The sequence below is a fragment of the Fibrobacter sp. UWB2 genome, assembly GCF_002210425.1.
GTDB classification, from domain to species: domain Bacteria; phylum Fibrobacterota; class Fibrobacteria; order Fibrobacterales; family Fibrobacteraceae; genus Fibrobacter; species Fibrobacter elongatus.
On sequence record NZ_MWQK01000004.1, the window covers coordinates 370508 to 397194 of the forward strand.

The window sequence follows — 26687 nt, forward strand, 5'->3', positions numbered from 1 at the left end:
CCGTTCGGGGGTCTACCGAATATAGCAAAAGAAAGTGTCAAATTTTCGACACTTGGGGGTAAGGCTCAAAAAAGCCGTCCGGAAACCGCAGAAAGAAGGCCGAAACGCATTAAAACATCTGCAACACTTTTGAAATTTTAATTTACGATGGATACCCCAACCACCCCATTAAAAGTTACCTTTGGAGTATAAAAAAGGGATGTTTTATGAGAAATTCGAAATTTTTCGTTTTGAGTCTTGCCGTTGCGTTTGCCACAGAAGCCTATTCCCAGGATTTTTGCAACACAGCAACCCACAGCAGCGAAAGCACGGTCGTCACCTCCAACGACATTAACGATATCGGTAACTATAGTTACGAACTCTGGGCCGACATCGGCAACAACTCCGCCACATTCTATACCGACGGTTCGTTCTCTTGCGAATTCAACAACGTGAACGATTACCTCTGCCGCGAAGGCATCCGCTACGGCATGAATAGCGGGCTCAAATACACTGACCTCGGACACCTTTACGCCGACTTCAAGCTGACCGACCCGTCTTTCAAAAGCTATTCCAACGTGACTTACTCGTACATCGGTGTTTACGGCTGGTCGCAAGACCCGCTCATCGAATGGTACATCGTCGACACCTGGAGCCCGTATCGCCCGAACTGGATCGGCAAATCCACCGCAAACTGTGACGAATGCGGCTTGCGCGGCACCATCACCGTTGACGGCGCCACCTACGAAGTCTACGTCGACAAAGTCCAGCGCGGTTCCATCGAAGGCGACAACACGCCCTTCACGCAGTACTTCAGCGTGCGTAAGAGCAAGCGTTCTTGCGGAACAATCGACATTACAGCCCACTTTGACGGTTGGAAGAGCTTAGGTCTTGAACTCGGCAATTCCATGTACGAAGCGAAGGTGCTCGGCGAAGCGGGCCAATACCCCGAAAACGGGAACGCCTCCGGCACACTCGACTTCGCCTACGCCAAGGTCTACACAGGCGAAGCAAGCTCCACGGCCCTTCCCCAATTTGCACCGAAGGCCAAGCCCATCAGCAACGCACAGGTATTCGACCTGCAGGGCAAAAACCTCGGGAACGTAAACGCCAATGGCGATATCAAGAGCGCCATCAAGAACAAGTTCCACAACACGGGCGTTTATATGGTCAAATAAGTTCTTTTTCATAACAAACCACACTCTAATCATCAAGCTTGCGATTTCCCCAATCGCAGGCTTTCTTATATTTAAAACAATGGAACAAGAAAACGTATCTATAGCAAAACAATTCAAGACCGGATTTGCCGCATACATCAAGGCCATCCGTCTTATACGCGCAAACAAGCTCACAAGATATTTGCTCATCCCCGCTATTTTGAACATTATCGTCGTGGTCGCCTTCATATTCTCGGGCGTTGGCATTAGCGACTGGATAAACGGCATCATCGAGCGCAGCACCGAAAACATGAACGGCTGGATTCACGCCGGCATGGTCGCCATCAAGATTATCCTCCCCATTGTATTCTTTGCGTTATTCATTTTCATCGGCGGCACGATTGTCAACATTTTGATGTCGCCCATTTACACGTTCCTCTCCGAAAAGACAGAAACCATCCTCACCGGGAAAGAGTTTCCGTTTGACATGAAGCAAACGCTCAAGGATATTTTGCGCGCCGTCGTGATTGCCGTTCGCAACACGGCAAAGCAACTCGTCTTGACCGCCCTTTGTTTGCTTTTGAATTTTATTCCTGTCGCGGGGAGCATCGCATCGCTCATCTTGATATTCATCATCAACGCGTATTACTTTGGCTTTGGATTTATGGACTACACCTACGAACGTTGGCGTTTGTCCCCTAAGGATAGCCGCAAGGAAACTCATAAATTAAAGTTCGTCGCATTCGCCACCGGAGCCGTTTATTCGTTACCGCTTTACCTTATCTGCGGTTCATTCATTGCCGCATTTATCGGAGGCGTTTCGACAGTTGCCGCCACGCTATCGCAACTAGAATTGAGCGAAAAATTGCCATCTTAAATTTCTATTTTTGCGACATGCTCAAGAACTACATTTTTGATTTAGGCGGAGTCCTTTTGGACATCCGCATGAAAAACGCTTACGAACGCTTTGTCGCTTTGGGATTGCCGCCCGCTGAACTTGAGCCGGGCGGTTCTGTTTACAAACTGATGGAAGATTACCAACTCGGGTATGTGACGACCGCAGAGTTCTGCCAGCAAGTCGCGAAGAAATGCTACAATGTAGGCAAGTGCGCCGCAAATGTTTTCGCAAGAAGCGCCGAGGCCCCGACAACGCCTCGCGATATCGAAGAAGCATGGAATTCTATTTGCCTGGGAGTTGCCGACCGCAAATTACAAGCACTCCGTCGCTTGCGCAAAACAGAAGGCGTTGCAAGCGTTTCGCTTTTGAGCAATACAAACGAATTGCATTGGGAATGCTGTTGCCAAAATTGGTTCAATGCGAACGGCAACAAGCTCGAAGACTTTTTCGACAAGATTTTCTTGAGTCAGGAGCTCCATTTGCAAAAGCCCGATCCCGAGATTTTCAAGACCGCCATTCGCGAGCTCGGAGCCTCCCCCGCCGAAACAATCTTCCTTGACGATAGCCCCGTCAACACCGCCGCCGCAGCAGCCTGTGGATTACAGACGCTTACCGTAACGGCAGACATTGACTGGGTGGAAACGTTAAGGATTTAATTTTATTAGATGCTCTTTCCGTCGCTAAAGGCATTGCCCACGCGGCGTTCCATCACGTAGTAGCCGTGACCTGCTGAATCGTAGCAAACCGGAGCTAATTTTTCGACGGAGAGTTTTCCGTCTTGATCGAGCACGGATTCGTCGGCAGTGACGTTCACGATTTCACCGAGCAAAAGTTCGGATTCTTCGTCGTAGCTCACGAGCTTGCATTCAAGCGTGAGAGGCAATTCAGCAACAAGCGGGGCATCGACATTTTCGCTCTTGACGGATGTAAAACCGGCCTTCGCAAATTTGTCAGCCACTCGGTTACCACTGGTAATGCCCAAATAGTCGATAGCCTTGATGTGGTCCGCAGTAGCCATGCTCACGGTAAAAGCCTTGCGAGCAAGAATGTTCGGGATGGTCTTGTGGGTCTTAGCCACGTAAATGGCAACCTGGTTGTTGTCGCTGATAGAGCCCCAGGCAGCCACCATGGCGTTTGCAGAGCCATCTTCGTTATAAGTGGCGATGACCAAAGTCGGCTGCGGGTACAGATATGTTTTTACTCCAAGATTTTTGCGCATAGACGCTCCTTTTTTCTTGAAATATAAATAAAAACTTATCTAATCGAGCAAGAGCCCTGAACACGATTCTGAATCGTCTCGACCTTTTCCTTATCCTTGCAGATCCACCGCATTATTCCGGCGCCACATTTATCAATGGTCTCTTCGCTATAGCCACAGCTATTGAGGCACGCCACCATCAATTTATACTCAACTGTTATGTCAAAGCGTTCGTTGCAGTACAATTTATCCACAACAGCAGCTCCAACAGCGGCTCCGACAACAGCAGCGCCAGCCCCCGTTAAAAGTTTGCCCCACTTACGTTCCTTTGGCTGACTGTCTGTCGCCACATTAGCGTTTTCTTCAGCCACCGGCTCTTCTACATTTTCAACGATAGGAGCAACATTCGGCTTTTCAACAACAGGGGCGACATTCGGTTTTTCAATAACCGGCTGAATTTCAGGAGCCGTTTTCTTTTCGGCGCCCATGTCAAGCAGTATTTGGCGTTGTTCACGCAACATAGCGAAAACAGAATCGACCAGAGAATCCTTGTTAATCGGAGCCTTCCAACCCTTGTAAAGGGAATCTCGGTAAGCCTCGTCTGTCAAGCATTTAGAAGCCTTGACAACACATTCTCTTTTTTGATAATCGCAAGACATCAACATTCCTGCAACCAGCACAATGTAAATCAACAGTATTTTTTTCATAGTCTAAAAATCAAATTCATCTTTTCCGTCATCGTCTTTTTTGCCGGAAAAGAGCTGATTCTCCTTTTCTTGTTTGATGGGTTCAATAACTTCTTTTCTGAAGCGATTCAAAAAATCTTGGCCAAAATTTTCAGCAAGCCATTGTTCTGGCTTTGGGCAATCTTTAGCCATTAAAAAATGTTTCAGTTTTTCAAAGAAGGCAATCGCCTGTTCAAGCCTTTTAGGATCCGGCTGATCTGCCTTCAATTCGCTTTCCGAAGGCTTATCGTTTTTCGGTCGTTTCTTCCAATATTTTTTCTCGACGCAATTGTCATAAGAAAATTCATCGTAATCGCTTTTTACGCTGAACTTTTTACTAGAGGACTTCTTTTCGCTAGCGTCTTTAGGATTTTCTCTATAGTATTCCTTGACCGCTTCGGCGTACTTCATTTCACGAGCTTTAAGCATATCGTCAAGCTCGTTTCGCAAGTTCCGCCATTGATGAATTTTATCGATCATGGTAGTCTCAAATAAATCAATATCTATAAGAATTTCCTATCGGGCAAGAATAATAAAATTCATTCTTTGACTCCGAATACTCTTTCTTTTCACTGCACTCAAACTCTCTAATTTTTTCGGCACATTTATTAATGTGATAAGAACCACAAGACTTGACGCAAGCCTGCATCATATAGTATTCTTGTTCAAGAGTGTAATATGCACAATGAGTATCGGCATCGTCGACAGCCACTCCAGCCCCAATGCCAATTCCGCCAACAGCAAGTCCAGTAGCTACAATAGCGGCTCCCTTGACACTCTTTTTTTCAGTTATTTTATTTGCCTTCATAGTATCAACTTTGTCCTTAATTGAGGTCTTTATTTTTTCACTTTTGGCTTGCGCCATTCGAATCGTTTGATTCGCCACCTTCTTAGTTGCAGAAGTTCCACGTTGAGCTGTATGAATTACAGACTCTTTCGCTTTGTCAGCAACGTCCTTCGCTCTTTTTAGAATTTCTTCACGGCCTTCTTTTGTCGAAAGTCCGCTTTCATCGACAACTTCCTGAACAGTATCCTTGATAACCGTTCCTGCCTTTTGGACTTTTTCCTTGATTTGATTTATAAAAGGATTTTTTTCGCTCATAAAATTTCCTTGAGGGACAAAAATAATTTTTTCACTCAAAAATTTTTTCGACGAATATTGAAAAGCACTCAAAATCGTCAATTTTCGCGTAAAATCGCCATTTTTCACTTTTTTCTTTGTCCCCTTTTGTCCCTTTTCGGGTTTCTACATCTGTAAATGTCAGCGGGAAACTCCCTCCTGACACAAAAAAAACAACCCAAAGAGGTCATTTTATGAGAAATCTCGGAACAACACTTACACAGCACTCTTACAGCGCTTGCTTCGGCAGATTCGGCAGAACTTCGGACAACAGAACCGTTGCCATCCTGACTCAGATCAGAGACGAAGAAGGCCACCCTCTCACCGACCATGTCTGGGTGAAACTCCAGAATTTTTGCTTTGACGAAGCCCCTCTTAAAAAAGGTGAACGAGTCTTCTTTTCCGCCGAGCCTTATCGCTACATCAAGGGCGTTTACAAGAGCAGGGCCATCAAGCAACTGCAATCTGACATCGGCCTAAGAAACGTCATTTTTTTTGGCCGTGAATGTCAGAAAAACTGACATCAAGGTTAAAAAAAAGAGCCTAGCACCCGTTCAGCGACATAAAAACAAACATCTACAAGGAGCCAACCATGAACTTCGAAAACACCGCCAAAGAAATCCTGAAAATCAGAATCAGCAACAACCTCACTCAAGATGAATTTGCCCGCAAGCTGGACGTTTCACGCCCGACCGTATCTAACTGGGAACTCGCCAAATGCATCCCGACCACCGAGCAGATTATGAAAATCAATGACGTATTCCATGTCAGTGCAAACGAAATTCTGCAGATTAAAAAGAGTACCATTTTCGTCCTTGACACCTGCGTCATACTCAACCGTCCAAGAATCATCAATCAGCTTCTTGGAAACGAAAACATTAGCCAGATTATCATTCCCGACACCGTTATTTCCGAGCTCAATTATCAAAAGGATCATGGGCAAAAACAGCAAGCATGGCTCGCCATGGTTACAATCGAGAAGTTCCGCAAAGAATACCCGCACAAGCTCTCCATAGTTCATGAAGAAAACGCCAACGGCATCAATGATCAAAAAATCATTTTTGCTGCAACGCAAGTCGCCAAGCGCAACATCCACAGCATAGTGTATATGCTGACGAACGATGTTTTCTTTTCTCTTGCTGAAATCAAGTTGCACAATCTTGAAGTTTTGAATCTGCAAGACTTTGAAGAAAAGTTCCCTATCAACGCCAACGGTTTTAACAGAGAAGCTTCATTCCGCTTTTTTGCAGAAGTCAAAGCAGGAAACATCAAGACCGCCAAAATAGCCTTGAGCAAAGGAGCAAATCCCAACTTCATCCATCCTGAATCAGGCTACACCCCACTCATTCAAGCTGTCCGCAACAGAGATAAATCCATGACTGAATTTATTGCAAACCACCCAAAAACAAACTGCGACCTTTGCGATGAAGCCAAATACAGACTCCCCGCTATTAGCCACGCGGTTCAACTTGGAGAAATGGCACTTGTAAAAACACTCGTAGAAGCCGGTGCTGATATTGACTGCCAGTCTCAAGGAAAAAATCGCGGCAACACGGCATTAATGATTTCTGCATGGCATGGAAAACAAGACTTTGTCCAGTATTTCTATCAGAACGGAGCTTGCCCAAATCAGCAGGATTCCAACGGATTTACCGCTCTTATCAAGGCCTGCATCAAAAAACAGGTATCCTGCGCCAAATTTCTTTACCCATTAACAGATCCCAAAATCAGAAGTTTCGAAGGACTTACCGCATTAGACTACGCCATAAAAAGCAATAACACGGAACTCTTAAACTTTTTCAAGGAAGCTTAATCATGATCGACCGCGCCTGTATTTCGCTCTCTAGCAAATGCCAACTTCGTTGCACCTACTGCCATTTCGACACACACATCGACAAAAACAGCGTTGTTGAAATCGGCGAAACCAACGCCAAGAAAATCATCAGCAACCTTTTGGACTACGCCAAAGCCCATCATGGCCACATAAAGATTGGCCTTGTTGGCTCCGGTGAACCCCTGTTGCGTTTCAAGCTCATCAAAGCCATTATTGAAATGGAAAAAGTCATTGATAAAGAGCACCTCTTAAGCTTTTACACCATCTCAAACGGGATGCATTTCAATGAAGATATCTGCCAATTCTTTTTCGAGAACCGCGATATCCTCAAGCTCTGCTTTTCAATTGACGGATACGAATCCATCAACGACTTGTGCCGCGTAAATGCGACTGGGAAGGGTTCTTTTGCAACCATCATGCAATCTGTAGAACTCTATAAAAAGATGTTTGGTGAAGCGCCTTCTGTAAATGCCACAGTCCACCGCGAAACATTACGCCACGCCCAAAGCGTATTGGATTTCTTTGAAGAAAACTTCAAGAACGTCACGTTTTCAAGACTTGTTGATGTTGAATCTCCGCATTTGTTCATCAGCAAAAAAGACTTCCAGGAATTTCTGGAACTCGCCCAAACCCGCAAGATTGAAATGAGGCAGTTCAAGGCAAAGAAATACGACTGCACCATGTATGGTCAACTTTGCGGCGTCGGACGCACCAACATCTATTTCGACAACGGAAAAGTTTACCCCTGCGGACGATTCGTCGGAAACTCCAAATACGAACTCGGCAACGCGACAGACCCTATTGACGGAATTGAACGTTATATGGTCTCTCACATCACCCCATGCGCTGATGGTCAGTGCTATTACGACAACCTCTAAAAGGATACTTATATGAAGTACGCGATCTATGGAATCTCCTGCTGCGGCAAAGACACGTTCATAAACAAGCTCCTCAAATCCGGTAAATTCGAAGGCTACGAACACCCCAAGGGCTCGGAATCCCTCAACACCATCGCTTTAGACTCCTTTGGAAAAATTTTCAAGGAACTTTCTGCAAGCGACAAGGATGATGTTCGCGCCGAATATGCCCAAAAGCTTATGCAAAAGGAAAACATCTTTGCAGATGGCCACTACTGTTTCCCCAAAGACGGCAAGTACGATACCGTCTTCACGAAGAACGATGCTGAATGCTACGACACATTCTTCTACCTGAAGGCAAAGCCGGAAGACGTCAAAAGTCGCATCGCAAACTCTGCGAAAAATCAGAAATTCGCCAACCTTTCTGCAAGCGACATTGACGCATGGCAAAAGAAAGAAATCGGTGAACTTCGCGATATCTGCTTCAAAATCAAAAAGGACTTCATCGTTCTCGACAGCGATTTTGAAAGCACCATCGCCTTCATCGAAACGTACACGACAAACTACAAGACGCGCAACAGCTATCAGCAGGCCGCCCGTCTTGCCGAAATTTGCAAAAGCAAAGCCTCCGGGAAAAAGATTGCGTTGTTCGACTGCGACAGAACCATCGTCAAAGAAGACACCGGAACAGACTATTTCAAGGCAAACGGTGCATCCTTGGAACCCGTCAAGGAAATCTTTGCAGGTGACATTTATTCACAATACCAGTTCTGGAAATACAACCAGCTGCACAAGAATTTTACGGTACGCCCATCCACCAATCAATTCCATTTCAACACCCTTGTGACGGAAAAAATTGGCGAGCTCCGTAACGAAGGATATTTCATCGTCGGAGTCACTTCTGGAATCAGCACCATCTGGCAGCAAATTTTCAGAGAGAACAACATCGTTGACCTGATGGTGAATAGCGATGAGACCACGGGAACAACGATTTCCGATTTTGTCAAGGGATTCCTTGCGCAAAACATTTCTCACGACCACGAAGTTTTCGCCTGCGGAGATAGCTTGACCGACATCTATATGTTGGAATCCGCCTCTAAACAGGGCGTCATCTACGCACCGGGAAAAACGCGTTCTTCCGTACAGGAATATTTGAACGCCCACCCCGAAACAAAAATCAAGCAATTCAAACAAAACCCCAATCAGTACAACAACATCGAGGTTGTCTAATGATTAACGCATTGACCGAAGCCAAGAACAACGAAAGCATCAACGAATTGATTGCTATCTGCAAAAGCGACTCCAACGTCATTGGAGCAAGCCTGCGCCACGCCCACTACCGTTTGGGTTTTGCGCTCACGTCCGCCTTCAAGCAGGACTTCCACAACTCCGTCGCCGTCTGCTTTATGCGAGGAGGCCTCCCCTTCTCCATGGGTATCGCTGACGCCCTGGATTGTCCTATCGTCTTTTTCGACGACAAAACATCTCCCAACTTTTTCCAAGACAACCAAGAACTGTTGAAGGGAAAGCAAGTCCTCTTGATCGACTCCGTCATCAATTCCGGCAAATCCATGATCAAAGCTATCGAAAGCCTGAACGGGATTTCTAGTGACATCAAGATTATGACCAACGTTCTCTGCTATAAGGCTGTAGAAAAGTTCAGCACGCTGGACACCTATACAGTGCGTATTTCAGGGAATTCCTTCAAGGGCTCAAACGTTAAAGTTCAAAGTGGAAATAAAGGCCCAGATACAGGCGATCGACTGTTCAAGACACAGTTATTCTAGCTGTTATTTCACTTCATCGCATTTTGCAATGTCTTTGAGGTACATTCAAGCTTTTGAGCAGCAGCTTCCTGAGTTCCATACTTATCACATGAATACTTGGCAAGTTTCTGCTGAAAAAGCTTGGTCGCCTCTTTCCAATTCAAATTTTGGAATTCTGAAAATTCTCCAATATCAAAAGTTCCATTCGGAGAGTCATCCGCAGGAAGATCTTTCAGGATTTCCTCAATCGTCTTTTTGCCATTCCATGCAATAAACTGATAAGCAATAGACTGCAATGTTCGGAAATTTCCCGACAATCTAGAAGTCTTGAAATATTTTTCAAGATACTTATCCATGGGAGCATCCTTCGGAGAGCTATCCAAGCGGACTGTTTTCCAAACTTCATTCCAGTCCGTCTCAATGTCTTCGCGACATTCCCGCAAAGGCGGTATTACCACCCGATAGAAACTAATTCGGTCATAAAAATCGGGATCTAACTTCTTCCGTAATTCAGAGTCTGTTAGGTTTGAAGCACATACAAGCTCCACATCCGCCGTAGATTCTTTATCATCGCCCACAATGCGATAGCGATGTTTTTTATCCTGCAATGTTCGAAGCAACTTGCGTTGTACACCTTTCGGCAAATCCTGGATTTCATCCAAAAAAAGGATTTTGCCGTCAGCCTCTCCAAAATAGCCCTTTTTGTCAGCCGTAGCACCAGTAAAAGAACCCTTTTTATGACCAAACATCGCAGATTCCGCTAGATTAGAATCCAATGTTCCACAAGCAACCGAAACAACATCTTTTTTCTTAATCTTCGAAACAACAGATTCAACCAAACGACTTTTGCCAATGCCACGTTCTCCCAGCAAAAGCATCGGCACACTCTGAATGCTTGCGTAAACACGAATTTGCTCTAAAGCTTTTTTGCGAGCCTCAGATTTTACATACTCCGGTTTATAAATCGCCTCTTTCGGATTTTCCTTTTCATACCTACGGAGTTCACTTAAATAAGTATCTATCGGAAAATCAACATTATCACAAGTCGTCCCCCCAGTCTTGCGATTAATTTGTGAAGAAACTAGTCGCGTTCCATCGGGAAAAACGCCTCCCGCATACAGAATAAGCCAAACAGAATGCATTGCAGGCGTACCTGAAGACACATTGATGAACAAATTCGGTTCATCATTCACCATCGGGAGAATTTCTCGCTTTATGATTTCATAAATCTCTTTATGCGCAGTCGGATTCTTGACATTCACCTCTACCGGATTTATAGCCGAACTAAGCGGCTTTACTTTTTCCAGTTTTTCGGCATATTCCTTTTGGTAAAGGTATATAACCTTTTCAACGTCATATTTTTGACCCAACTTTTTCAACAACGATTCTAAAGCATTAGGATCGTTATTGACAGCCATCCAAGTGAGCAATGTGATTTTCGTTTTCATATCAATAGCAATTTATACATCCATCATTCGTTAAAATCAGCTTCCAAAACCTTAATGGCATTAGAATCAATCAATCCAGACAAATATCCATGTGCAGCATATAACAATTCTGGGGTATGGTCATCAGGCGAGCGTTCAATATCAAATGTAAGAAAAGTCTTAATTTCACATTTTATGGACTTCATGTTTTCAACAATGCTTTTTACATACGGATTTGCAACAGGAGAAAGGGCGGACAGCATATTACTATCAGCATCTTTGCCATTTTTCTTTTTACGCAAGCGACATAGCGCAATCAAGCATTCTAAACATGCAGAATACAATCGATTATCATTCAGATTTTTTTGCTTTTTTAGCTTTGGTGACACCGCAGCCTTTAGCTGATTATTTTTCAAATCATCAAACTGCTTTTGGATTGCAGTAACAAGGACTCTAGCATCATACGATGTCAAATTGAAGACAAAGCTATTTACACGCCATAACGCAACCGCTAAAATCCTTATTGCGTATTCCGCCTTTTTAGGGTCCTCAAGCAACGAGAATGTCCGCTCTAATAAATCATTTTGCCATTCCGTAGAACAGTCTCCAAGTGCGTAAGCAATCCAGTTTGGATAATCAAAATAATCTGAGACGTTATCTAGAACATTTGTCAGATACGGATAAAACCAATCTGGAATATCTTTATGCATACAAGACAAGAAAAACATAAATTCATTTGCTACACATGTAGGGAGTTTTTCTTCTTGCAAAATATTCTTCAATTTTTCTAGTACTTTTTTAGTACCCTCACGGAACACTATGGGACAAGCCTCATCTTCAATACTTCTGCCGTTATTCCATACCATTATGGCCGGGAATCTGAGAGATTTTGTAAATTCAGTCTTATTCCAATTACGTCCAACAACATGAGGATCAACCCCTTGAATTCCTTTACGCGTTTCCATCAAACAGCACCAGACTTTACATCCGACTTGAGGATGTTGCCTATTATCGATGAAACAAATGGCATCCCTATTTAGACGACTTATATGAAAAAAGAACGCACTTTTATTATCATTCTGGCTTGAAAATGTTGGTTTTGGAGAAAAAGTACGCAGAAGAGTAAAAGTTCCAGAGTATATAATTTTTGAATATTCCTTAGGCAACCATTCGTCAATCAAATTTGATTTTTTTTCTAAATCACGTTTTTTCACCGCCCGCATATCCGCCCAAGTATATTCTCGAACAAAATTCGGCACAGGCATATCGTGGATATAATCCTTATGCGACTTATTTTCCCACTTCACGGATACCGACTTAAATTCCGCAGTTTCTGAAATCGGAATAAATTCCAAATTATACGGAAGCGGATTTCCATACGTATAAGTCAACTTTAAGCGGCATGTTGTTTCTCGTTCAAGAGGCAACGAAGAATCCTTTATAAACGCAAAATACTTCGAAGATTCTTTATTCGCCCCCTGCGCAAGCGGAAACTCGTAGAATTCTTTACCTATAGGGAAACTGAATTTCCACGGAATTTTAATATCTACCGGTCTACCAACAACAGGACGAATGGAAACTATTTCAGGTTCTACAAGAACATATTCCTTTCCTGTAGAATCAACCATACTGAGCTTTGGCAGAACATCTAGCCACAAAGGAATATCAGGAGTAATTTTCTGCAAACAATCGTATTCAACCGCCCCTACAGACGAGTCGTCATCGGCATAAAAGACAATCTCTTTTTTCGCTGCTGTTATTTTTTGAAATGAAGTTTTAGATTCAAAATGGAATTCATCAACAGAAAATGAATCTTTTAACAAGTTTGCATCTAGCGAAGTCAACAAGTGTTCCATATTTTTCGGAACATTTTTTGGCGGGATTATTTTTTTGACATCTTCTCTCGTCACAGACAAACGCTGGAATACAAAACCTTTTGTTTCAGGATTTTCCTTTGCTAGTTCCTTATCGTAATTAACTCGTATTTTAGACTTTATTTCATAGTCTTCATAAATCATCCTTACCGAGATTACATCGCCCTCATGGAAATTCTTTTGAATATCCTGCAATTTGGTAAACAGGATAGCAATACTCCTTGGTAAAATTTCCGTATTCGAGAACGTCGAATTCATGCTAAACTTAAAAGCATTCACACTCGGCGAGAAATCATCTACATCGTCACTGGTGACATAAAGGCATTTGCCACAACACAATTCACCCTTTATGGTTTTTGCAAAACTGCTACACGCTTTTTCCACATAACTCTTATTATCATCAGAATCCGAATCCGGCAACAATTTAGCATTAAAAATGGAATGAATCGAAAAAGTCTTATAATCCTTTGATTTTGTATAAATCAATTTTGAATGAGCCGAAGAACAGGGATACCAAATATCCTTGACACATTGAGACTGATGAACAAGCTTTTGTGAAAAGCGCCCTTTAGATCCATTTCCAAAAGTATAAGAAGGTAAAACCGTGCTAAGGTCAACAGCGGCAACCTCTGTCAATTTCACATCACCATTGACAAATTTTTCAGGAACCGCAAACGCTTTATTCGGCAATAGACTATTACATTTATCTTCTGCAAATGAAAATAATTGCGTCACCTCCGAAATTTGAGGAATGCTGAAATCGTCCAAAGTGTATTTAATCTTTCCCCAAGACGAAGTTTTCATGTACCCGACAAGAGCCGTTTTTTCCGGCATCAAGCTCAGTGACATACTATCAGGAAAAAGGACCCTTTGTTGAAACCGAACATCATTATAGCGATTCATTTTCGCCACAAAAAGCCAAAAACATGCTGACTTTTTTAACGATTCAAGATGGTCTAAATCATATTGAACTTGATCATTCAAATTCCGAAGCATCAAGTGAGCTTTCCAGATTTTGCGATAATTCTTATCGTTGAGAAGGGTATTGTTTGGAGGAGTGTTGTTCCACTTGCCTATCAGCAAAGCCTCATCACTTTTCAGCCATTGGTGTACCGTTGATACAAAACGTTCAAAGTCCTCACTTATGGAAAGTCCACACTTATAGCAAGCATTTTCCTTCTCTAAAAGAACGTCCTCTAAATTTTGCATAAAGACCTTGAACAGGCGATTTTCAGCAGTATCAAGGCTTGTTGTATGATACACCCCCATCATGCGCTGTTCAGACGCAATTTTTTGTTTTACAGTAAAGCCAGGCTTTTTAGCAAGCCACATCATGCTTCGGCTATCAACTTCACGTACTTGTTCAGGGCGTGTAATCCGGTGCTCACGAATATTTTTTTCATGAAGCAAATCAATCAAATTGCGAACAGCGGTAGAAACAAAGCACACGACATGTTGCAAGCGGTCATTCTGCCAATCGCACTTTTCTGCATTGACAGAAGAAAGGCCGTACAAAACATCATCAACTGTAACAGGGAGAGGATCATCTGTAACAGGGTCAAACTCCATTACTGATGAGAACAATCCTACTATAGAAAACAGAAGTTCATACTCTTTTCCATTTCCCGCAGCGATCTGCTTATATATTGTACAAAGCTCTACCGACATACCAATTCCTTACGCCTTAGTCTTGTTTTGCCTCAGCAGAATCTTTTGCATTCTGCGGATCATTCGAAACATCGTCACGCAGCAAATAACCAGATGTTGTCCAAATAAACTGACCATAATTCTGTTCTACCGCATTCTTGAAGTCTTCATGAAGAGTTTCAGGAATAATGCCTTTAATCGCATCCAGCACATCTTTCTGCGTACCGCGAGTTTCAAGACCGCGAAGCTTAGGCATCACCTTCTGCACCAACTGATCTTCAAACGCGTTATCCATAGCATGCTTACGAGACGAATCACTTTCAGCAGCAATGACGTCAGGATAAAGCGACATATAGTTTTCAATAGACTGCCAGACACGATGGCCCAAGGCACGTCCCGCCTTTCCAAGCTGTTCGTTAATCTGTTCGATTTTTTCCTTGTAGCCATTAATGAGGTTGTCTTCAAAATCAACCGCATTCTGCCAAGAGCTCCAATTGGATTTCAACAGAAGTGGTGCAGGTTCTGCAAGGACGCTATTTTTCCTAGAACGGATTAACGTTTTGGGACGCGGGAAATTAATCACGATTCCGCGGTCAAGAACCTTGTCCGAAAGAGTCTTTGTCGTTTCGTCGTTATTCATCGTACCCGTCCAAAGAACATTGCGTCCCAAACGAAGCGGAAAATCAGCCATTTTGCTTCCGATTTTCACACCAATAAACGGGAACGAGCGATCATTTTCCTTAAGGCCACGACGAGTCTCAAGCTTACTCAAAAAGTCCGCAAAATAAAGTTCAACGTTCGCAAGATTCATTTCATCCAAGAGGATCATCGTCATGACATCATTAAGCCCCTGCTGATCATCAACATTACGCTGAGACTGCGCCAGCAAACGGAGCATATCCGTCGGTTCAAAGCAATTATCAATCGAGTTGTAATAACCAAGCATTGCTTCCTGACAATCCCAGTTCGGTTCCACAGGCATCGAAAGGAAATTGATACCGCCAAAGCGGGAGTAAAGACGCGGAAGTTCCGACTTACCCGTACCGCTCACGCCTGCAAGCACCGTAAGCGGAGACATTTCAGAAGTTTTAAGAGCCGTATGGAAAGCTTTAAGAATACGGTTCGAGAAATGGAACCCGCTTTGTTCAATCTTATCATTAATGCCCTTAAGCCATTCCGTTTCCTTAATATCCGCCGATTTATTACGGTCTAAATGTTCCTTAATCAACGGTTCATTGATAGCCTTGATACGGTCATCACGTTCTGCAGGATTTTCATAAGTCGAGCGAAGACGAGTAAGCTGGTCTTCCACAATTTTTTTGTCTTTTTCAAGAGCGTCAATCCTCTGACCCAAAGAATCCTTTTCTGCTAAAGCTTGTGTAAGCTGACTATGCAAAGCCCCACTCTGAAGAATCTTTTCCGCAACAGCATTTTCACGTTCTACAAGCTTTTCTTTTTCTTCTGCCAAATCAGCCGCAGTTTTCTGCAACGTATAAGACGGTGTATTATTGACCTTTTCTAAAGCAAGGGCAAGTTCCTGCTTTACGCGCTGGTAATCCAAAAGGATTTCCGCAGGATTTTTGCCGTCAAATTCAGCCTTAAGGTCTTCGAATTTTGCAACAATGCTTTCATTAGCATGGATAGAATTACGCAAAGATGCAGCTTCTTCTTCAATCCGTTTAATCTTGCGATCCTTATCAGCAAGGATTTCAGAATAACGTTTTTCTACATCATTATCAATATTTTTTTCTCTTTCATCAAGACCCTTAGATTTGACATCATTACGTTTTTCTTTAAAGGAAACAATACGATCACGTCCGTCCAAATCATCGTTTTTGGCGTTGAGTTCCTGCTCGCGAGTATCCATCTCAGCAATTTTCTTCGAGAATTCATCAACATTCTTTCCACTCGATTCAAGCTGAACCCTGAGAGTTTCAAAATTCGCCATCGTCTTTTCATAAGTAGCAGTAGTCTTGTCGAATTCAGCTTTTTGCTGTTTTAACTCATTGACAAGGCCTTGTTTATCTTCACAGAGAGCTTTATTTTGGGCATCAAGTTCCGTATTCTTTCCAGAAAGTTCCGCATTTTCTTTTTTCAATTTTTCAATTTGATTTTTTAAATTTTCAGTATCAACTTTTGCAGCATCAATAATTCCATTAGCCTTGCCTTTAGCGTCATTGACAATGCGGTCATATTCCGTTTTTGCACTCAAGCGAATTTTTTCGGCAAAGTCATTAGCTTCACTCTGAATTTTTTCAGCAGCCTTTTTCGCGTCTTCACGCAACGTTTCACAGTATTCTGTTGCAGAATTGCGCATTTTCTGAATTTCTTCTTTGGTTTCATTGATACGCTTTTCATGCAAGTCAGCAGCGAGCTTTTCGGCATCCTTAAAAAGTTCAGCCTTCTTCTGCGCAAGATCGTGAGAAGCTGCGACAAGCGATGCCTCAATCTTTTTAAAAGCCTCTTCTTGGGCATTAAGCGCAATTTTACGAGCCACGACATCAGCCTTTTGCTCATTAAAGGCCTTAATTTCTTCTTCCGTCGGGATAGACGCTTCGCGGGACTTGTAATTTTCAAGCTGATTATTCAAATCCGTGATTTGATTTTTCTGTTCATCAATTTTTTTCTTTGATGCATCAAGAAGTTTTTTGACATCTTCCTTAGAGTAAACATTCTCTTCTTTTGTATAATCTTTTTCTTCAGACATAGTTTTTATCTCCAATTAATATTTAAATTCTTTCTTTTAGCCGTTAAACAAATAACTTGTTAAAAATCCATTTTTCGCAAAATAATGAATCAAATCAATTATTCGTTTTTTTATTTCTAGAGTCCTTTTCTCATCAATAGAATCCGGAATTTCCCCATGAGACCGTTTATGCGCGATATAACATATATCCGAGAGCATTTCACGCCATTGGGCAGAAATTCCTCGCAACAACTCCGCATCGGCAAGCGTACAAAAAGCGATACAGGCAGCATTCATTGAAGCATTTTTCCTATTCAACGCAGCGCTAATTTTATCTTCTTTTGTCTTAAGCAACGTTTTAAATACATTTTCTTCAGGAATTACAAAACCAGCACGTTTTACCTTTTCCACCCAACCTGAATTTTTCAGTTCATCACCAAGACATTCATTTACCGATTTAAACAAATACTCCAAAATTCGATATTGATCAAGAATAATCGCATTATTCAAATTTTCAGCATTCGTTCCACGGCGTTCCATATCAATAATAAAGCTGATCAAACCCGCATTCAATGCATAGCATAGCGAAAATCCAAGAGAATCCTCCATTCTAGAAATAGCCTCATCTCGTTCATTCCGCAAAGCAATCTTTTCTTCAAAAGAAAATTCACTTGCTTCCTTTACCTTGATATTGAGTCCCTTTTGCATCAAAAGAAGAATTTCTTTGTACGCTTCTTCTACATAGGTAGGAAAATCCTCAATTTTCCCAACAGATCCTTCGTGCATTCCTTGATTGCGTTTTTCATTCAAATCTACAAGGATACACAGGAAATCGGGATTTTCGCTTGCAAATTCTTTAAGCCAAGACTCTTGATCTAAAGATATCAGAAGCAAATCCAAAAGAGGTAACAGTTTTGGAGTCTTTTCAAAGGCATTCCAAAGTTTCCCATTCTTTTGACAGAAAGCTTTCCTCTCATTCAAGCCAACATCAAAACCAAGATTTTGCGCACTTTTAAAAGCCGAACTTCCAATAATATGGGTAGACGCTTTGCTATTGAACATTCTTCTATTCTTGTCAAGAACCGTTTTAGCGCAGTACTCATTAGAACGCTTGTGCAAAATATAGAAGAGGACCCATTCTACAAGTTGAATCAAATAAACTACAGAATCAACCATCGCTGAGCGCAATTTATCTTCCTTGTCTGGAGAATCCACAAACGAATTCAATTCCTTCATGCATTTCTGTACAGGAACGAGCTTTTCCTTCAATTTGGAGTACCTTTCGACAGACTTGCTTACAGAAGAACTATTATTCGCATTTGTTCTTACCTGGACACTTTCACGAAGGCTTGCAATATATTTCTTATCAACATCATTCTTAATCCGCTGAACAGAAAAGAACGAAGTCACCTTACCAAAGCCATCAGTAAACACCCAGTCTCGAGACGAGCCTTCCGGCTGAAAGACATCCATCAAAATCCATCTGAGATTTTTTGACGTATTTTGCTTTTCTTCTACACGCGCATAGATTCCGTCTTTACCAGGGTAAAGCTTATGAAGCATCGCTGTAACGTCTTCACTTCGCGGGACAAAATTCAAATTCTTGTCATATTGAAGTTTGTAAGCGGTTTCAAATTCATCCGATTCGGTTCCTGCTGTCGAGTAACCTTTATATTTGAAAAAAGACCTTCCTGATTCTTCCCACACCTCTTTTCCAAAAGAGTAATTAAATCGGTCATTGTCTTCCAACATGCTAAAATAAGGAACGACATCTCCAGATACAGCATCAACATAAACATGTATTGAACTACTGTGATTTTCAATCATCTCACCCAATCTTTGTTTGCCAATATCTGTTATCTTGAAACAACCATCAAGGCATCCATGCTGTTCAAGACGCGACTGCATAAAAGAAATAAGATCTTCTTCTAATCCTGTACTTGAAGCAATATCCTTGATATCAGTCACATTGATATCCGCAAGCCGAAGGATTACCTCTTCGATGATATTTCTCTCATAATCATCAACACCCGCAGCTTGGGCAATGAACTCAAAACAAGGCCACAAAATTTTTTGGCGTATTCTTACAGGGAATGCACCATTCCATTCTTTTCCACCAATTATTTTTTCCATGTCAAGACCACTCCATAACCTTCGTCATTTTTTCCATTGCACAAATCATAAAATTCAGCCAAAGCAGGCACCTTTTGAGCCCTCGCCTTTTCAGATGTCACAAAATCTTTACTTCCAACAGCAATAAGGACTTTTTTCTGACGAGACATACTGACGCAAAGTCTATTGGGAGTAAGAAAATCAATAGCCCCTGTAGAACGCACAACCGAAAGAAAGACGACATCAAATTCCATTCCCTGGAAAGCATCAACAGTTCCAACCTTGTAAGTCACAGAATCTTTCAATTCCTTTTTATAACGTCCAAGCTTTTGCAGAATGAGATTTCGCTGAGCGCTATAGAACGTAATGATACCAAAGCTCATTTTCTTTTCTTTAGCAAGATGATTCTGACTCCGTACAAAATTCATCATAGTCTCGACTATACACTCGGCTTCGCAATCACGAATTCGGCTCGTTCCATGCTTTTCTTCTCTACCGCATTCTTTAGGAACATCAATCCAAACCGCAGCCTTATTTTCAATCCCAGGAAGATTGTGTTCAAAGTCGCTCGCCGGTCTTGGAGATTCGTATCCTTCGCCATAAGGCTCATAGAAAAGACGGGAACAGAAATGTCCTAAAACAGGATGAGTACGGAACTGTTTATCCAATGTAATCGTCCGCTTTATGCCATCCTTTTCCTCTAATTCCTTGAGTTTCTTGAACAATAGCTCAAAAAGGCTTAACTTGAAAGCATTCTCGTAAGCGTCATTCACATTTTCTGACGACTCCGAAGTGGAATCTTTCTTGGATTCCATTTCCTGTTGCGTTTTTTCATAAACATCATTGCAAAGGTCGTCATCAACGAGTTGCGGCAATTGCCTATGGTCACCCACAAGAATAATACGTTTTACAGCTTTGCACATCGGGATAAGCAAATCGGGAGGAGTCGCTCTAGCCGCTTCATCCACAATAACGGTATCATACAATTTGATATAGGAACTATTCGCCTGTTCAACAGATTTTTTTTGCTTCGTTATATCCTTTCCAACAGACTGCTGGCTTGTCGCTGCATAAACATAATCACATTCCTTCAATGTTCGGGCAAACGCCTGATGCCCCGAACGAAGAGCGTCTACCCAATCTGCAATAATCTGATCCTTTTTACTTTTTTTGCTATGGAGCGACATCAAGAAAACGACAACCTTATTGCATAAGGACATAACCTCGTCATCAACCTCAAAAGCAAAATATGCAGGTCTTGGGGAAAATTCCTCAAGCAAAATTGATTTCAATTCAGCAAGTTTTTGAAGTTGTTCTGTCGATGGCGATGCGTTTCCAACAACCAAATCCATTAAAAACGATTCCCATTCTTGATGCCTAGGCAGCCAAATACTTTCAAGCGCAAAATACAATTCTTCTACACGCTTTTGTCCATCATCAGAATACGTTTTTTCAGAAGTTCTGATGGAAAGGATTTTTCTAAATAAAGCCTTATCCACAGAAGAAATAGCCTTATCTTTTCGCAACAAGAGATTTCTCGCTTCAGAAGCAAGCTTTTCTGACACAGGGAGCAAAGCAACATATTCAAGCAAGCTCTCTTTATTTTCTGGTAACGGAGATATTCTATATTCGGCAATTTTATCTGCAAAGATTTCTTCGCTATGAGAAATTTCAATATTCGGATGAAGCGAAAGGACTCTTTCTTCAATTTCCTTACACCAGGAATCTATATGTTCGTTGTAGCTCCCATGAGCGTCACGACGCTTTCCATATTTCCAAGTCGGCAGGGAATTGATGCGAATTCGCTCAATCATGTTTTCTACAGCGTCATGCTGATACGACGTTGCAAGGACACGACCCGCAGTGACACCGCGTTTATCCTGCATTTCATTCAAAAGTTCAAGAACAGCCGTAATGACTGTAGTCTTGCCAGTGCCAGGAGGCCCCTGCACAAGAGCAATTTCAGGAGTAGTCAGAGCCACGTCAATCGCTTCAAGCTGTCGATCTGTTGGCGGATTCCTAAATATTTTCTCTTGCACACGATTTGAAATATGCATCTTGGAAGGATTCTTACCAAATGACATAAAATCAAAACTGCCTTCCAAAATATTTCCCAAAAAATTGATGCCCGCACGTCCCGTAGATATCATATCCCAGGCATCCTGCTGTCGATTGATTTGGCTCTCTTCGCCAGTCATGGACATCCAAATACAGCCTTTCTGAGGAATGTTTGAAATTGTCGGAGCATTTTTATCCGTCGGGAGCGTAAGTTGAATCCAATTACCTTCATAATCGGCAACATCACATACAACTTCTTCTTGAACTACTTTCTTTTTTGCTTGATTCTCATTTGCTTCTATCGCCTTGCGTTCCTTCGCAGCGAGACTCTTCTTTTCGCAATATTCAAGGAAATCACATTTTATATCCTGCATAAAAAGAGGCTGTGCCACATTATTGAAGCAAAGGACCGCTTCTTCGACCGAAGATTCCTTCATTTTTTTAGAAATATTTTCCTTAAAATAAAGCTTTATGCAGTCTTCAGAAACAGGAGTGCAACGTTCATAATGCAATACGCCGAACTTTCGAGCCTGTTCAAGAATACGATTTCCACGAGCCGCAGTATATTCGCGCCAAGCCTTTAAATAACTGCCGCTTTTTTCAATCAGATTTTTAAGCTTTTCAAGATTGTATTCAGAAGCCTTTGTTTTCTGATCCGAAAAAGAGATGTTCGCCTTTACCAAGTGAAAATTGCAAGCGGGGCGAATATTTTTACGCAAAGCCGTACCGGTTACCGTAAAATATTTTTCAGTTCCGGTTGAGGTTAAATTTTTCTGTTGCACCTTTATAGCAAAACATTTACCAAAATGACTGCACAGAATTGAAAAAGCGCTACCAATTTCTGTTTTTTCCGGTTCATCTGAATCATCGGCATTCTCCTCCTGTTCATCATTTGGAGTTTCGGAATCCCCTTGCATGATAAAATAAGATTCACCATCAAGCATCACCATGCAATCTTCAGCAAGCCTCTTTCGGAATTCTTCAACATCTTTGCCTTTTTTATCCTGCAGTTTGCCAAATTTTTCCATTTCTGCAAGAATAGCAACATCGCCAAATTCTACAACAGCCCCCGCAAACACATAAAAATCAAAAATAAATTCACCGTCTTTGGAGACCGACTTTACTTCGCATATATGCGCTTGTTTTCTGCGGAAGCAGAAATCCACATTTTCTTTGTCCTGCTTATTCTTGAAATCAAATTCAACAGCCCGATCTTTCGTCCGGATAATATAGTTATGATGAATGGGATTCGGCACGACTGTAAAAGAGCCTACTTTTATGCATGAAGCATCTTTATCAACAACAACCTTTGCTTCAATATTCTCATAAAACGGAACAGTTTCAATATGATTTACATTCATCATCAGCACTTCCCCACAATTTCAACAGAAAGAGTACGAGACCATTCGTTGCGTCCAACACATTTTAAGGCATACGTTTCGCCCTTCCTTATCTGAAGAATGTAACGACCCGAAATTTTTTCTTCTTTTCCATTTACACCCATAAAAAAGTCACAATTATCCACAAACTGCAATTGCAAAGAAAACTCGATACCTCTGCCATTATAATTTACAGTACGTACTTTAAAGACTCCACGATAAAAAGTGTTTACATCAAACGGCATAAACACATGTTCTGGCAAAGGAAATTCAGAACCAGAATTATCTTCACAAAATTCCAATTCATGAGCAAAGACAACCTTGCCATTTTCATCTTTCAACAGCAAAATCGGAGGATGCTTTTTATCACACCAAGGACAATTTTTTGCAGATTCATCATACACAAAGCTCATGCCACAATCGGGACAACGCACGCTTTGTGCCTGCGAATGGGCAAACGCTCTTGCCCAAAGAACCGACGTAGGTCGAATTTTCGGGTTTTCACGACCTTCTTCTGAGAAAGTCATGTTGAACAAAGTGAAAGTCTCGTCAGTCAAGAAATTCTGCCTAGGCAAACCATCATCTGTATGGTTAGAAACATCGCTAAAATCTTCAACCCAAGGAATTTTGCCAGAATATTGTGGATCTATATCAACTTGCTTTTGTTCATCTTCTTTTTTCGCATCTTTAGCGGTTACATCCCAATCGTCTTCAAAACCTCCAACCTTGGCCATTTTTCCTGCAAACGGATGGAGAGCAGCAAGAGTTTCAAAGGCTAACGTAGCAAAGGAATACACATCGCTATTTATACTACAGCTTTTCCCCTCAAGTAATTCCGGAGCCGCATAGCGAGGCGTATATACCAATTTCTCAGAATCCTCACCAGGAATAAAAACATTGTCTGCATCAATAAGCCAAACATTCTGAGTTGTAAACTTAGGATCTTTTGTCACAAACACATTATTCGGAGACAAATCGCAATAGACCATCCCTACACCATGCATTTTAGCCAACAAAGCCGCAAGTTTCGCAAGCAGTTCAAAACGCCTACGGTGTCCACCATCTTCAGACATTTTTCCAATCGCTTTTTCATCCAAAGGAACAAGGTCAGAAAAACCCGTCATATCACCCATAAGACGCATCACATAGCCAGAATAATCTACAAGGCGAGCCATCGGATAAGCCAAATGAAGCCTTTCCGGAAATGGTTTTTGCATAATCGCCTTAAAGGCTGCATCATTTTTTAAGAAAGTTTCCTTATTTTTGTCCCTACAGATAAGACGACCTTTGGAATCAAGTGCAAACTTTATAACAATCTCAGGATTGCGAGTAAGGCAAACAACACCTTGCCCTCCTTGACCTAGAACTTTAGCGATATCGTGCGAGCAACCATAAGAATCCAGCACACTTCTAATTTCTACAGTATTCCCTTCACTATCACACAAGGGAAAAACATTTTCATCAGCATTTTGCATTACAGCCCCGCTACAACAATAGTTTTGTCATCGGTATGGTGCGGAACAGGCCATTTTTCCATCATATTCCGCAAAAAAGCGTTTCGCTTCCAAAAGAACATTTTCTTCAATTCGCAGAAAATATCTTCCGCAAATGGAAGTTCCTTCCCAGAATTCATATCTGCGGATATTCCATCCGTCGACAACACAACCCCTTTAAACAAAGACCTATCATAAATGGCATACTTAAATTCCCGCACCGCAGAAGAATCCGACAACGAGCAAGTCGCATTAGAAAATGAACCATCCTTGTCATCCGTCAGTGCAACACTTTGAGAAGACTCCTTGCCCAATAGGCAAATCATGCCATCTCCAAGTCTTGCGGTCAATATTTTTGTTTTCGTTGCAAATACAAAAAGGCATGTTGCAGAGCATTCTTTTACATCGTGAGGCAAAACCGACTTTTTCCATTGTTCAACAACATTCTCAAACAACTGAGAAATCGGATAAGACGAATGCTTGTTTTTTACAAAGAGCTCAATTTCCTTGGCCACAGACATGCACGCCATCTTTGAACCTAAATCAGAATAAGGCTTGCTCCCCATACCATCAGAAACAACGAAGAGAGAATACTTTCTTTTTTTCAGGTACAAGAACGCATCTTGATTGACAATTCCATGCAACACATGGGACGGCCCCTTAACGCTTGCGCCACATACAAATTTTTTTCCAAAGCAAAACATCACCAGCCCTCTTCTTCGGTAGAACAGTCTTGTTGACTCATCAAAATTTCCACGGTCTTCAATACATCTTCAGCAAGAACCACATTCAAGCTTGAAAAAAACTTATAAGCCGAAACATCCATGGCATCACCGCCACAAAGAACGAGATACAAAGAATCTTTTGAGTTTTCTATAAAATCTTTTATGACGCGCGACTTACAACATGAATCAGCCAAAGAATAGGCATCCGTCAAAAGCAGTGTTTTTTTCTCGTTGCACTTTTCAATTAAAGACTCAAATTCGTTCGCACTGCCGTCCCACTGTATTTTTTCAACAGTAATCCGATCCGTCTCATCAGCCAATTTTTCACAAGCAGAAAGAGTCTGCAAAATATTGCCAACAATTAATGGCTTACCCATGGCATACATACTGCCAGAAACATCAACAATAACATACAGCTCTTTCATGCTTAAGATTCTCCCAATTACAGATCTAAACCGAATTCTTTAGCCAAGTCTTCCAAACGTGCAGGCGTATTACTTGCAGCAGGCAGAAGAGCATTGGGATTCTGCGAACGGCTGCGGACAGAAACGCTCATCGTCACAAACTTGAAAAAGTCACGAATCTGCGTTGCCTGATCTGCGCGGAACACCTTGTTTTCCGTGCCGCTGAGGAACTTGTTCAGAACGTCGTCTGCCTCTGTAGTCCCAATAGCCATGGCAAAGCGTTCACACTTCGAGCTACGACCCGAACCAATAAAAGCCTGCATGGCATCTTTCCAATCATCGTTAGGCTCTCCATCCGAAACAAGGACCACAGCAGGGCGGTAACCGCTAGAAGGGATAATAGACTTGTCTTCAAGCATATCCTTCGCCATGCGAAGAGCGGCACCCATCGGAGTGTTGCCATTTGCGTTCAAACACAAAAGACTTTCAATATTCTTTGCAGGCTGCAGCGGGACATCGTAAGTAGCTCCGCCCACACCAAAACTGATAACGGCAACATTGATATCAACCTCACCCTGACCAGCCGTCTTAAAAGATTCGATCATTTCGTTGACCGATGCATTGAGCTGGTTGATTTTGTTGCCGGACATACTACAACTGCGATCAAGCAGCAGAATCACAGGAAGCGGGCGAGCTTTGGCAACGGTATACTTAGAAGGATCAAATGCCATAATAAAATCTCCTTTATGTTATGGTCAAAATTACACTTTTTCAAATGCAAAATTCATGCCAAGTAAAAAAATGCCGTTTTTACGGGAAAATCAACATTTCTGCAAAACCAATATTTAATATACGTAATATTTTTCTTTTAAATGGAAAAATTTTTCGTATTAAACAAGCAACACACCATAGTTCTTTTTTCCAAAGATATCTGACGCCCCAGAAAAGTCCCCTTTTTGTTCAAAAAACGACACCTTATTCATTATTTCAAACAAGAGCCCAACATTAGCTGCAATTTGGCACGCATTTCGCTATTCCCTCGGCATCCAACAAACCTTAGCCCAGGAGAGCACAATGCAGCCTTACATTTCCAACAACAAAGACATCCGCGATTTCGTCCTAAACATCTTAAAGTCCAAAAAATGGGAAATCGCACGTCACGGCAAGCACGTCATCTTGCGACACATTGAAGAAGGAGCAAATAAGATATTCTCTGTTCCATGCACTCCAAGCGATTCCAGAGCTTTTTCAAACTTCTGTAGAGACTATATCGCTACGTAAGAGAATTTCTTATCCAATCCGGCAAGATTCAAAACAGCATTGCCTAAAAACTCCCAACATGGGAAAA

22 protein-coding genes are annotated in these 26687 nt (G+C 42.0%); 9 read left to right on the plus strand and 13 right to left on the minus strand.

Annotation, left to right across the window (positions count from 1 at the left end):
• The first annotated feature begins 206 nt into the window (after positions 1 to 206).
• From B7982_RS09770 to B7982_RS09780, 3 genes are all read left to right on the plus strand, one after another.
• Positions 207 to 1157, plus strand: coding sequence for a glycoside hydrolase family 11 protein (locus tag B7982_RS09770; protein ID WP_088660573.1), 951 nt, complete (start codon positions 207 to 209; stop codon positions 1155 to 1157).
• 79 nt (positions 1158 to 1236) lie between these two features.
• Positions 1237 to 2013 (plus strand): EI24 domain-containing protein, encoded by a 777-nt coding sequence (locus B7982_RS09775; protein WP_088660574.1) that lies wholly within the window; start codon positions 1237 to 1239, stop codon positions 2011 to 2013.
• A gap of 17 nt (positions 2014 to 2030) precedes the next feature.
• Positions 2031 to 2690 (plus strand): HAD family phosphatase, encoded by a 660-nt coding sequence (locus tag B7982_RS09780; protein ID WP_088660575.1) that lies wholly within the window; start codon positions 2031 to 2033, stop codon positions 2688 to 2690.
• Positions 2691 to 2695: 5 nt separating this feature from the next.
• On the opposite strand, the gene B7982_RS09785 is transcribed toward B7982_RS09780, so the two are convergent.
• From B7982_RS09785 to B7982_RS09800, 4 genes are read right to left on the minus strand one after another with little or no spacing between them, the layout of a single operon-like run.
• On the minus strand, positions 2696 to 3253 hold the full coding sequence (locus B7982_RS09785; RefSeq protein ID WP_088660576.1) for a flavin reductase family protein: 558 nt from the start codon (positions 3251 to 3253) through the stop codon (positions 2696 to 2698).
• A gap of 35 nt (positions 3254 to 3288) precedes the next feature.
• Positions 3289 to 3939, minus strand: coding sequence for a hypothetical protein (locus B7982_RS09790; protein ID WP_088660577.1), 651 nt, complete (start codon positions 3937 to 3939; stop codon positions 3289 to 3291).
• 3 nt (positions 3940 to 3942) lie between these two features.
• Entirely contained in the window at positions 3943 to 4437 is a 495-nt protein-coding gene (locus B7982_RS09795) for a hypothetical protein (RefSeq protein WP_088660578.1), read from the minus strand.
• A gap of 16 nt (positions 4438 to 4453) precedes the next feature.
• Positions 4454 to 5167, minus strand: a complete 714-nt coding sequence (locus B7982_RS09800) for a hypothetical protein (RefSeq protein WP_088660579.1) — start codon at positions 5165 to 5167, stop codon at positions 4454 to 4456.
• Between the two features lie 104 nt (positions 5168 to 5271).
• Between B7982_RS09800 and B7982_RS09805 the strand changes: the two genes are divergently transcribed.
• From B7982_RS09805 to B7982_RS09825, 5 genes are all read left to right on the plus strand, one after another.
• Positions 5272 to 5598 carry a hypothetical protein gene (locus B7982_RS09805; RefSeq protein WP_088660580.1) on the plus strand — a complete coding sequence of 109 codons (327 nt, stop codon included), beginning with the start codon at positions 5272 to 5274 and terminating at the stop codon, positions 5596 to 5598.
• Between the two features lie 71 nt (positions 5599 to 5669).
• A complete protein-coding gene (locus tag B7982_RS09810; protein WP_088660581.1) occupies positions 5670 to 6890 on the plus strand; it encodes an ankyrin repeat domain-containing protein in 1221 nt (406 codons plus the stop codon).
• A 2-nt stretch (positions 6891 to 6892) separates the two neighbouring features.
• Complete coding sequence (locus B7982_RS09815) at positions 6893 to 7789, plus strand: radical SAM protein (protein ID WP_088660582.1); 897 nt, start codon at positions 6893 to 6895, stop codon at positions 7787 to 7789.
• 12 nt (positions 7790 to 7801) lie between these two features.
• Positions 7802 to 8998 carry an AAA family ATPase gene (locus tag B7982_RS09820; RefSeq protein WP_088660583.1) on the plus strand — a complete coding sequence of 399 codons (1197 nt, stop codon included), beginning with the start codon at positions 7802 to 7804 and terminating at the stop codon, positions 8996 to 8998.
• Entirely contained in the window at positions 8998 to 9555 is a 558-nt protein-coding gene (locus B7982_RS09825; protein ID WP_088660584.1) for a phosphoribosyltransferase, read from the plus strand. Before B7982_RS09820 ends, B7982_RS09825 begins: the two co-directional genes overlap by 1 nt.
• 8 nt (positions 9556 to 9563) lie before the next feature.
• On the opposite strand, the gene B7982_RS09830 is transcribed toward B7982_RS09825, so the two are convergent.
• From B7982_RS09830 to B7982_RS09870, 9 genes are read right to left on the minus strand one after another with little or no spacing between them, the layout of a single operon-like run.
• Positions 9564 to 10982 carry a sigma-54 dependent transcriptional regulator gene (locus B7982_RS09830; RefSeq protein ID WP_088660585.1) on the minus strand — a complete coding sequence of 473 codons (1419 nt, stop codon included), beginning with the start codon at positions 10980 to 10982 and terminating at the stop codon, positions 9564 to 9566.
• A gap of 23 nt (positions 10983 to 11005) precedes the next feature.
• Positions 11006 to 14503: a DUF2357 domain-containing protein gene (locus B7982_RS09835; RefSeq protein ID WP_088660586.1), complete on the minus strand. Its 3498-nt coding sequence runs from the start codon at positions 14501 to 14503 to the stop codon at positions 11006 to 11008.
• Positions 14504 to 14519: 16 nt separating this feature from the next.
• Positions 14520 to 17189 (minus strand): chromosome partitioning protein ParA, encoded by a 2670-nt coding sequence (locus tag B7982_RS09840; protein WP_088660587.1) that lies wholly within the window; start codon positions 17187 to 17189, stop codon positions 14520 to 14522.
• Between the two features lie 36 nt (positions 17190 to 17225).
• Entirely contained in the window at positions 17226 to 19301 is a 2076-nt protein-coding gene (locus tag B7982_RS09845; RefSeq protein ID WP_088660588.1) for a hypothetical protein, read from the minus strand.
• Complete coding sequence (locus B7982_RS09850) at positions 19289 to 22702, minus strand: AAA domain-containing protein (RefSeq protein ID WP_088660589.1); 3414 nt, start codon at positions 22700 to 22702, stop codon at positions 19289 to 19291. Before B7982_RS09850 ends, B7982_RS09845 begins: the two co-directional genes overlap by 13 nt.
• Positions 22702 to 24192, minus strand: coding sequence for a protein kinase (locus tag B7982_RS09855; protein ID WP_088660590.1), 1491 nt, complete (start codon positions 24190 to 24192; stop codon positions 22702 to 22704). The genes B7982_RS09850 and B7982_RS09855 overlap by 1 nt, the downstream gene beginning before the upstream one ends.
• On the minus strand, positions 24192 to 24914 hold the full coding sequence (locus B7982_RS09860; protein WP_088660591.1) for a PP2C family serine/threonine-protein phosphatase: 723 nt from the start codon (positions 24912 to 24914) through the stop codon (positions 24192 to 24194). The genes B7982_RS09855 and B7982_RS09860 overlap by 1 nt, the downstream gene beginning before the upstream one ends.
• On the minus strand, positions 24914 to 25360 hold the full coding sequence (locus B7982_RS09865) for a hypothetical protein (RefSeq protein WP_088660592.1): 447 nt from the start codon (positions 25358 to 25360) through the stop codon (positions 24914 to 24916). The genes B7982_RS09860 and B7982_RS09865 overlap by 1 nt, the downstream gene beginning before the upstream one ends.
• Positions 25361 to 25377: 17 nt before the next feature.
• Positions 25378 to 26070, minus strand: a complete 693-nt coding sequence (locus B7982_RS09870) for a VWA domain-containing protein (protein WP_088660593.1) — start codon at positions 26068 to 26070, stop codon at positions 25378 to 25380.
• A gap of 343 nt (positions 26071 to 26413) precedes the next feature.
• On the opposite strand from B7982_RS09870, the gene B7982_RS09875 reads away from it, so the two are divergent.
• A complete protein-coding gene (locus tag B7982_RS09875) occupies positions 26414 to 26620 on the plus strand; it encodes a hypothetical protein (RefSeq protein WP_233138484.1) in 207 nt (68 codons plus the stop codon).
• Positions 26621 to 26687: the final 67 nt, after the last annotated feature.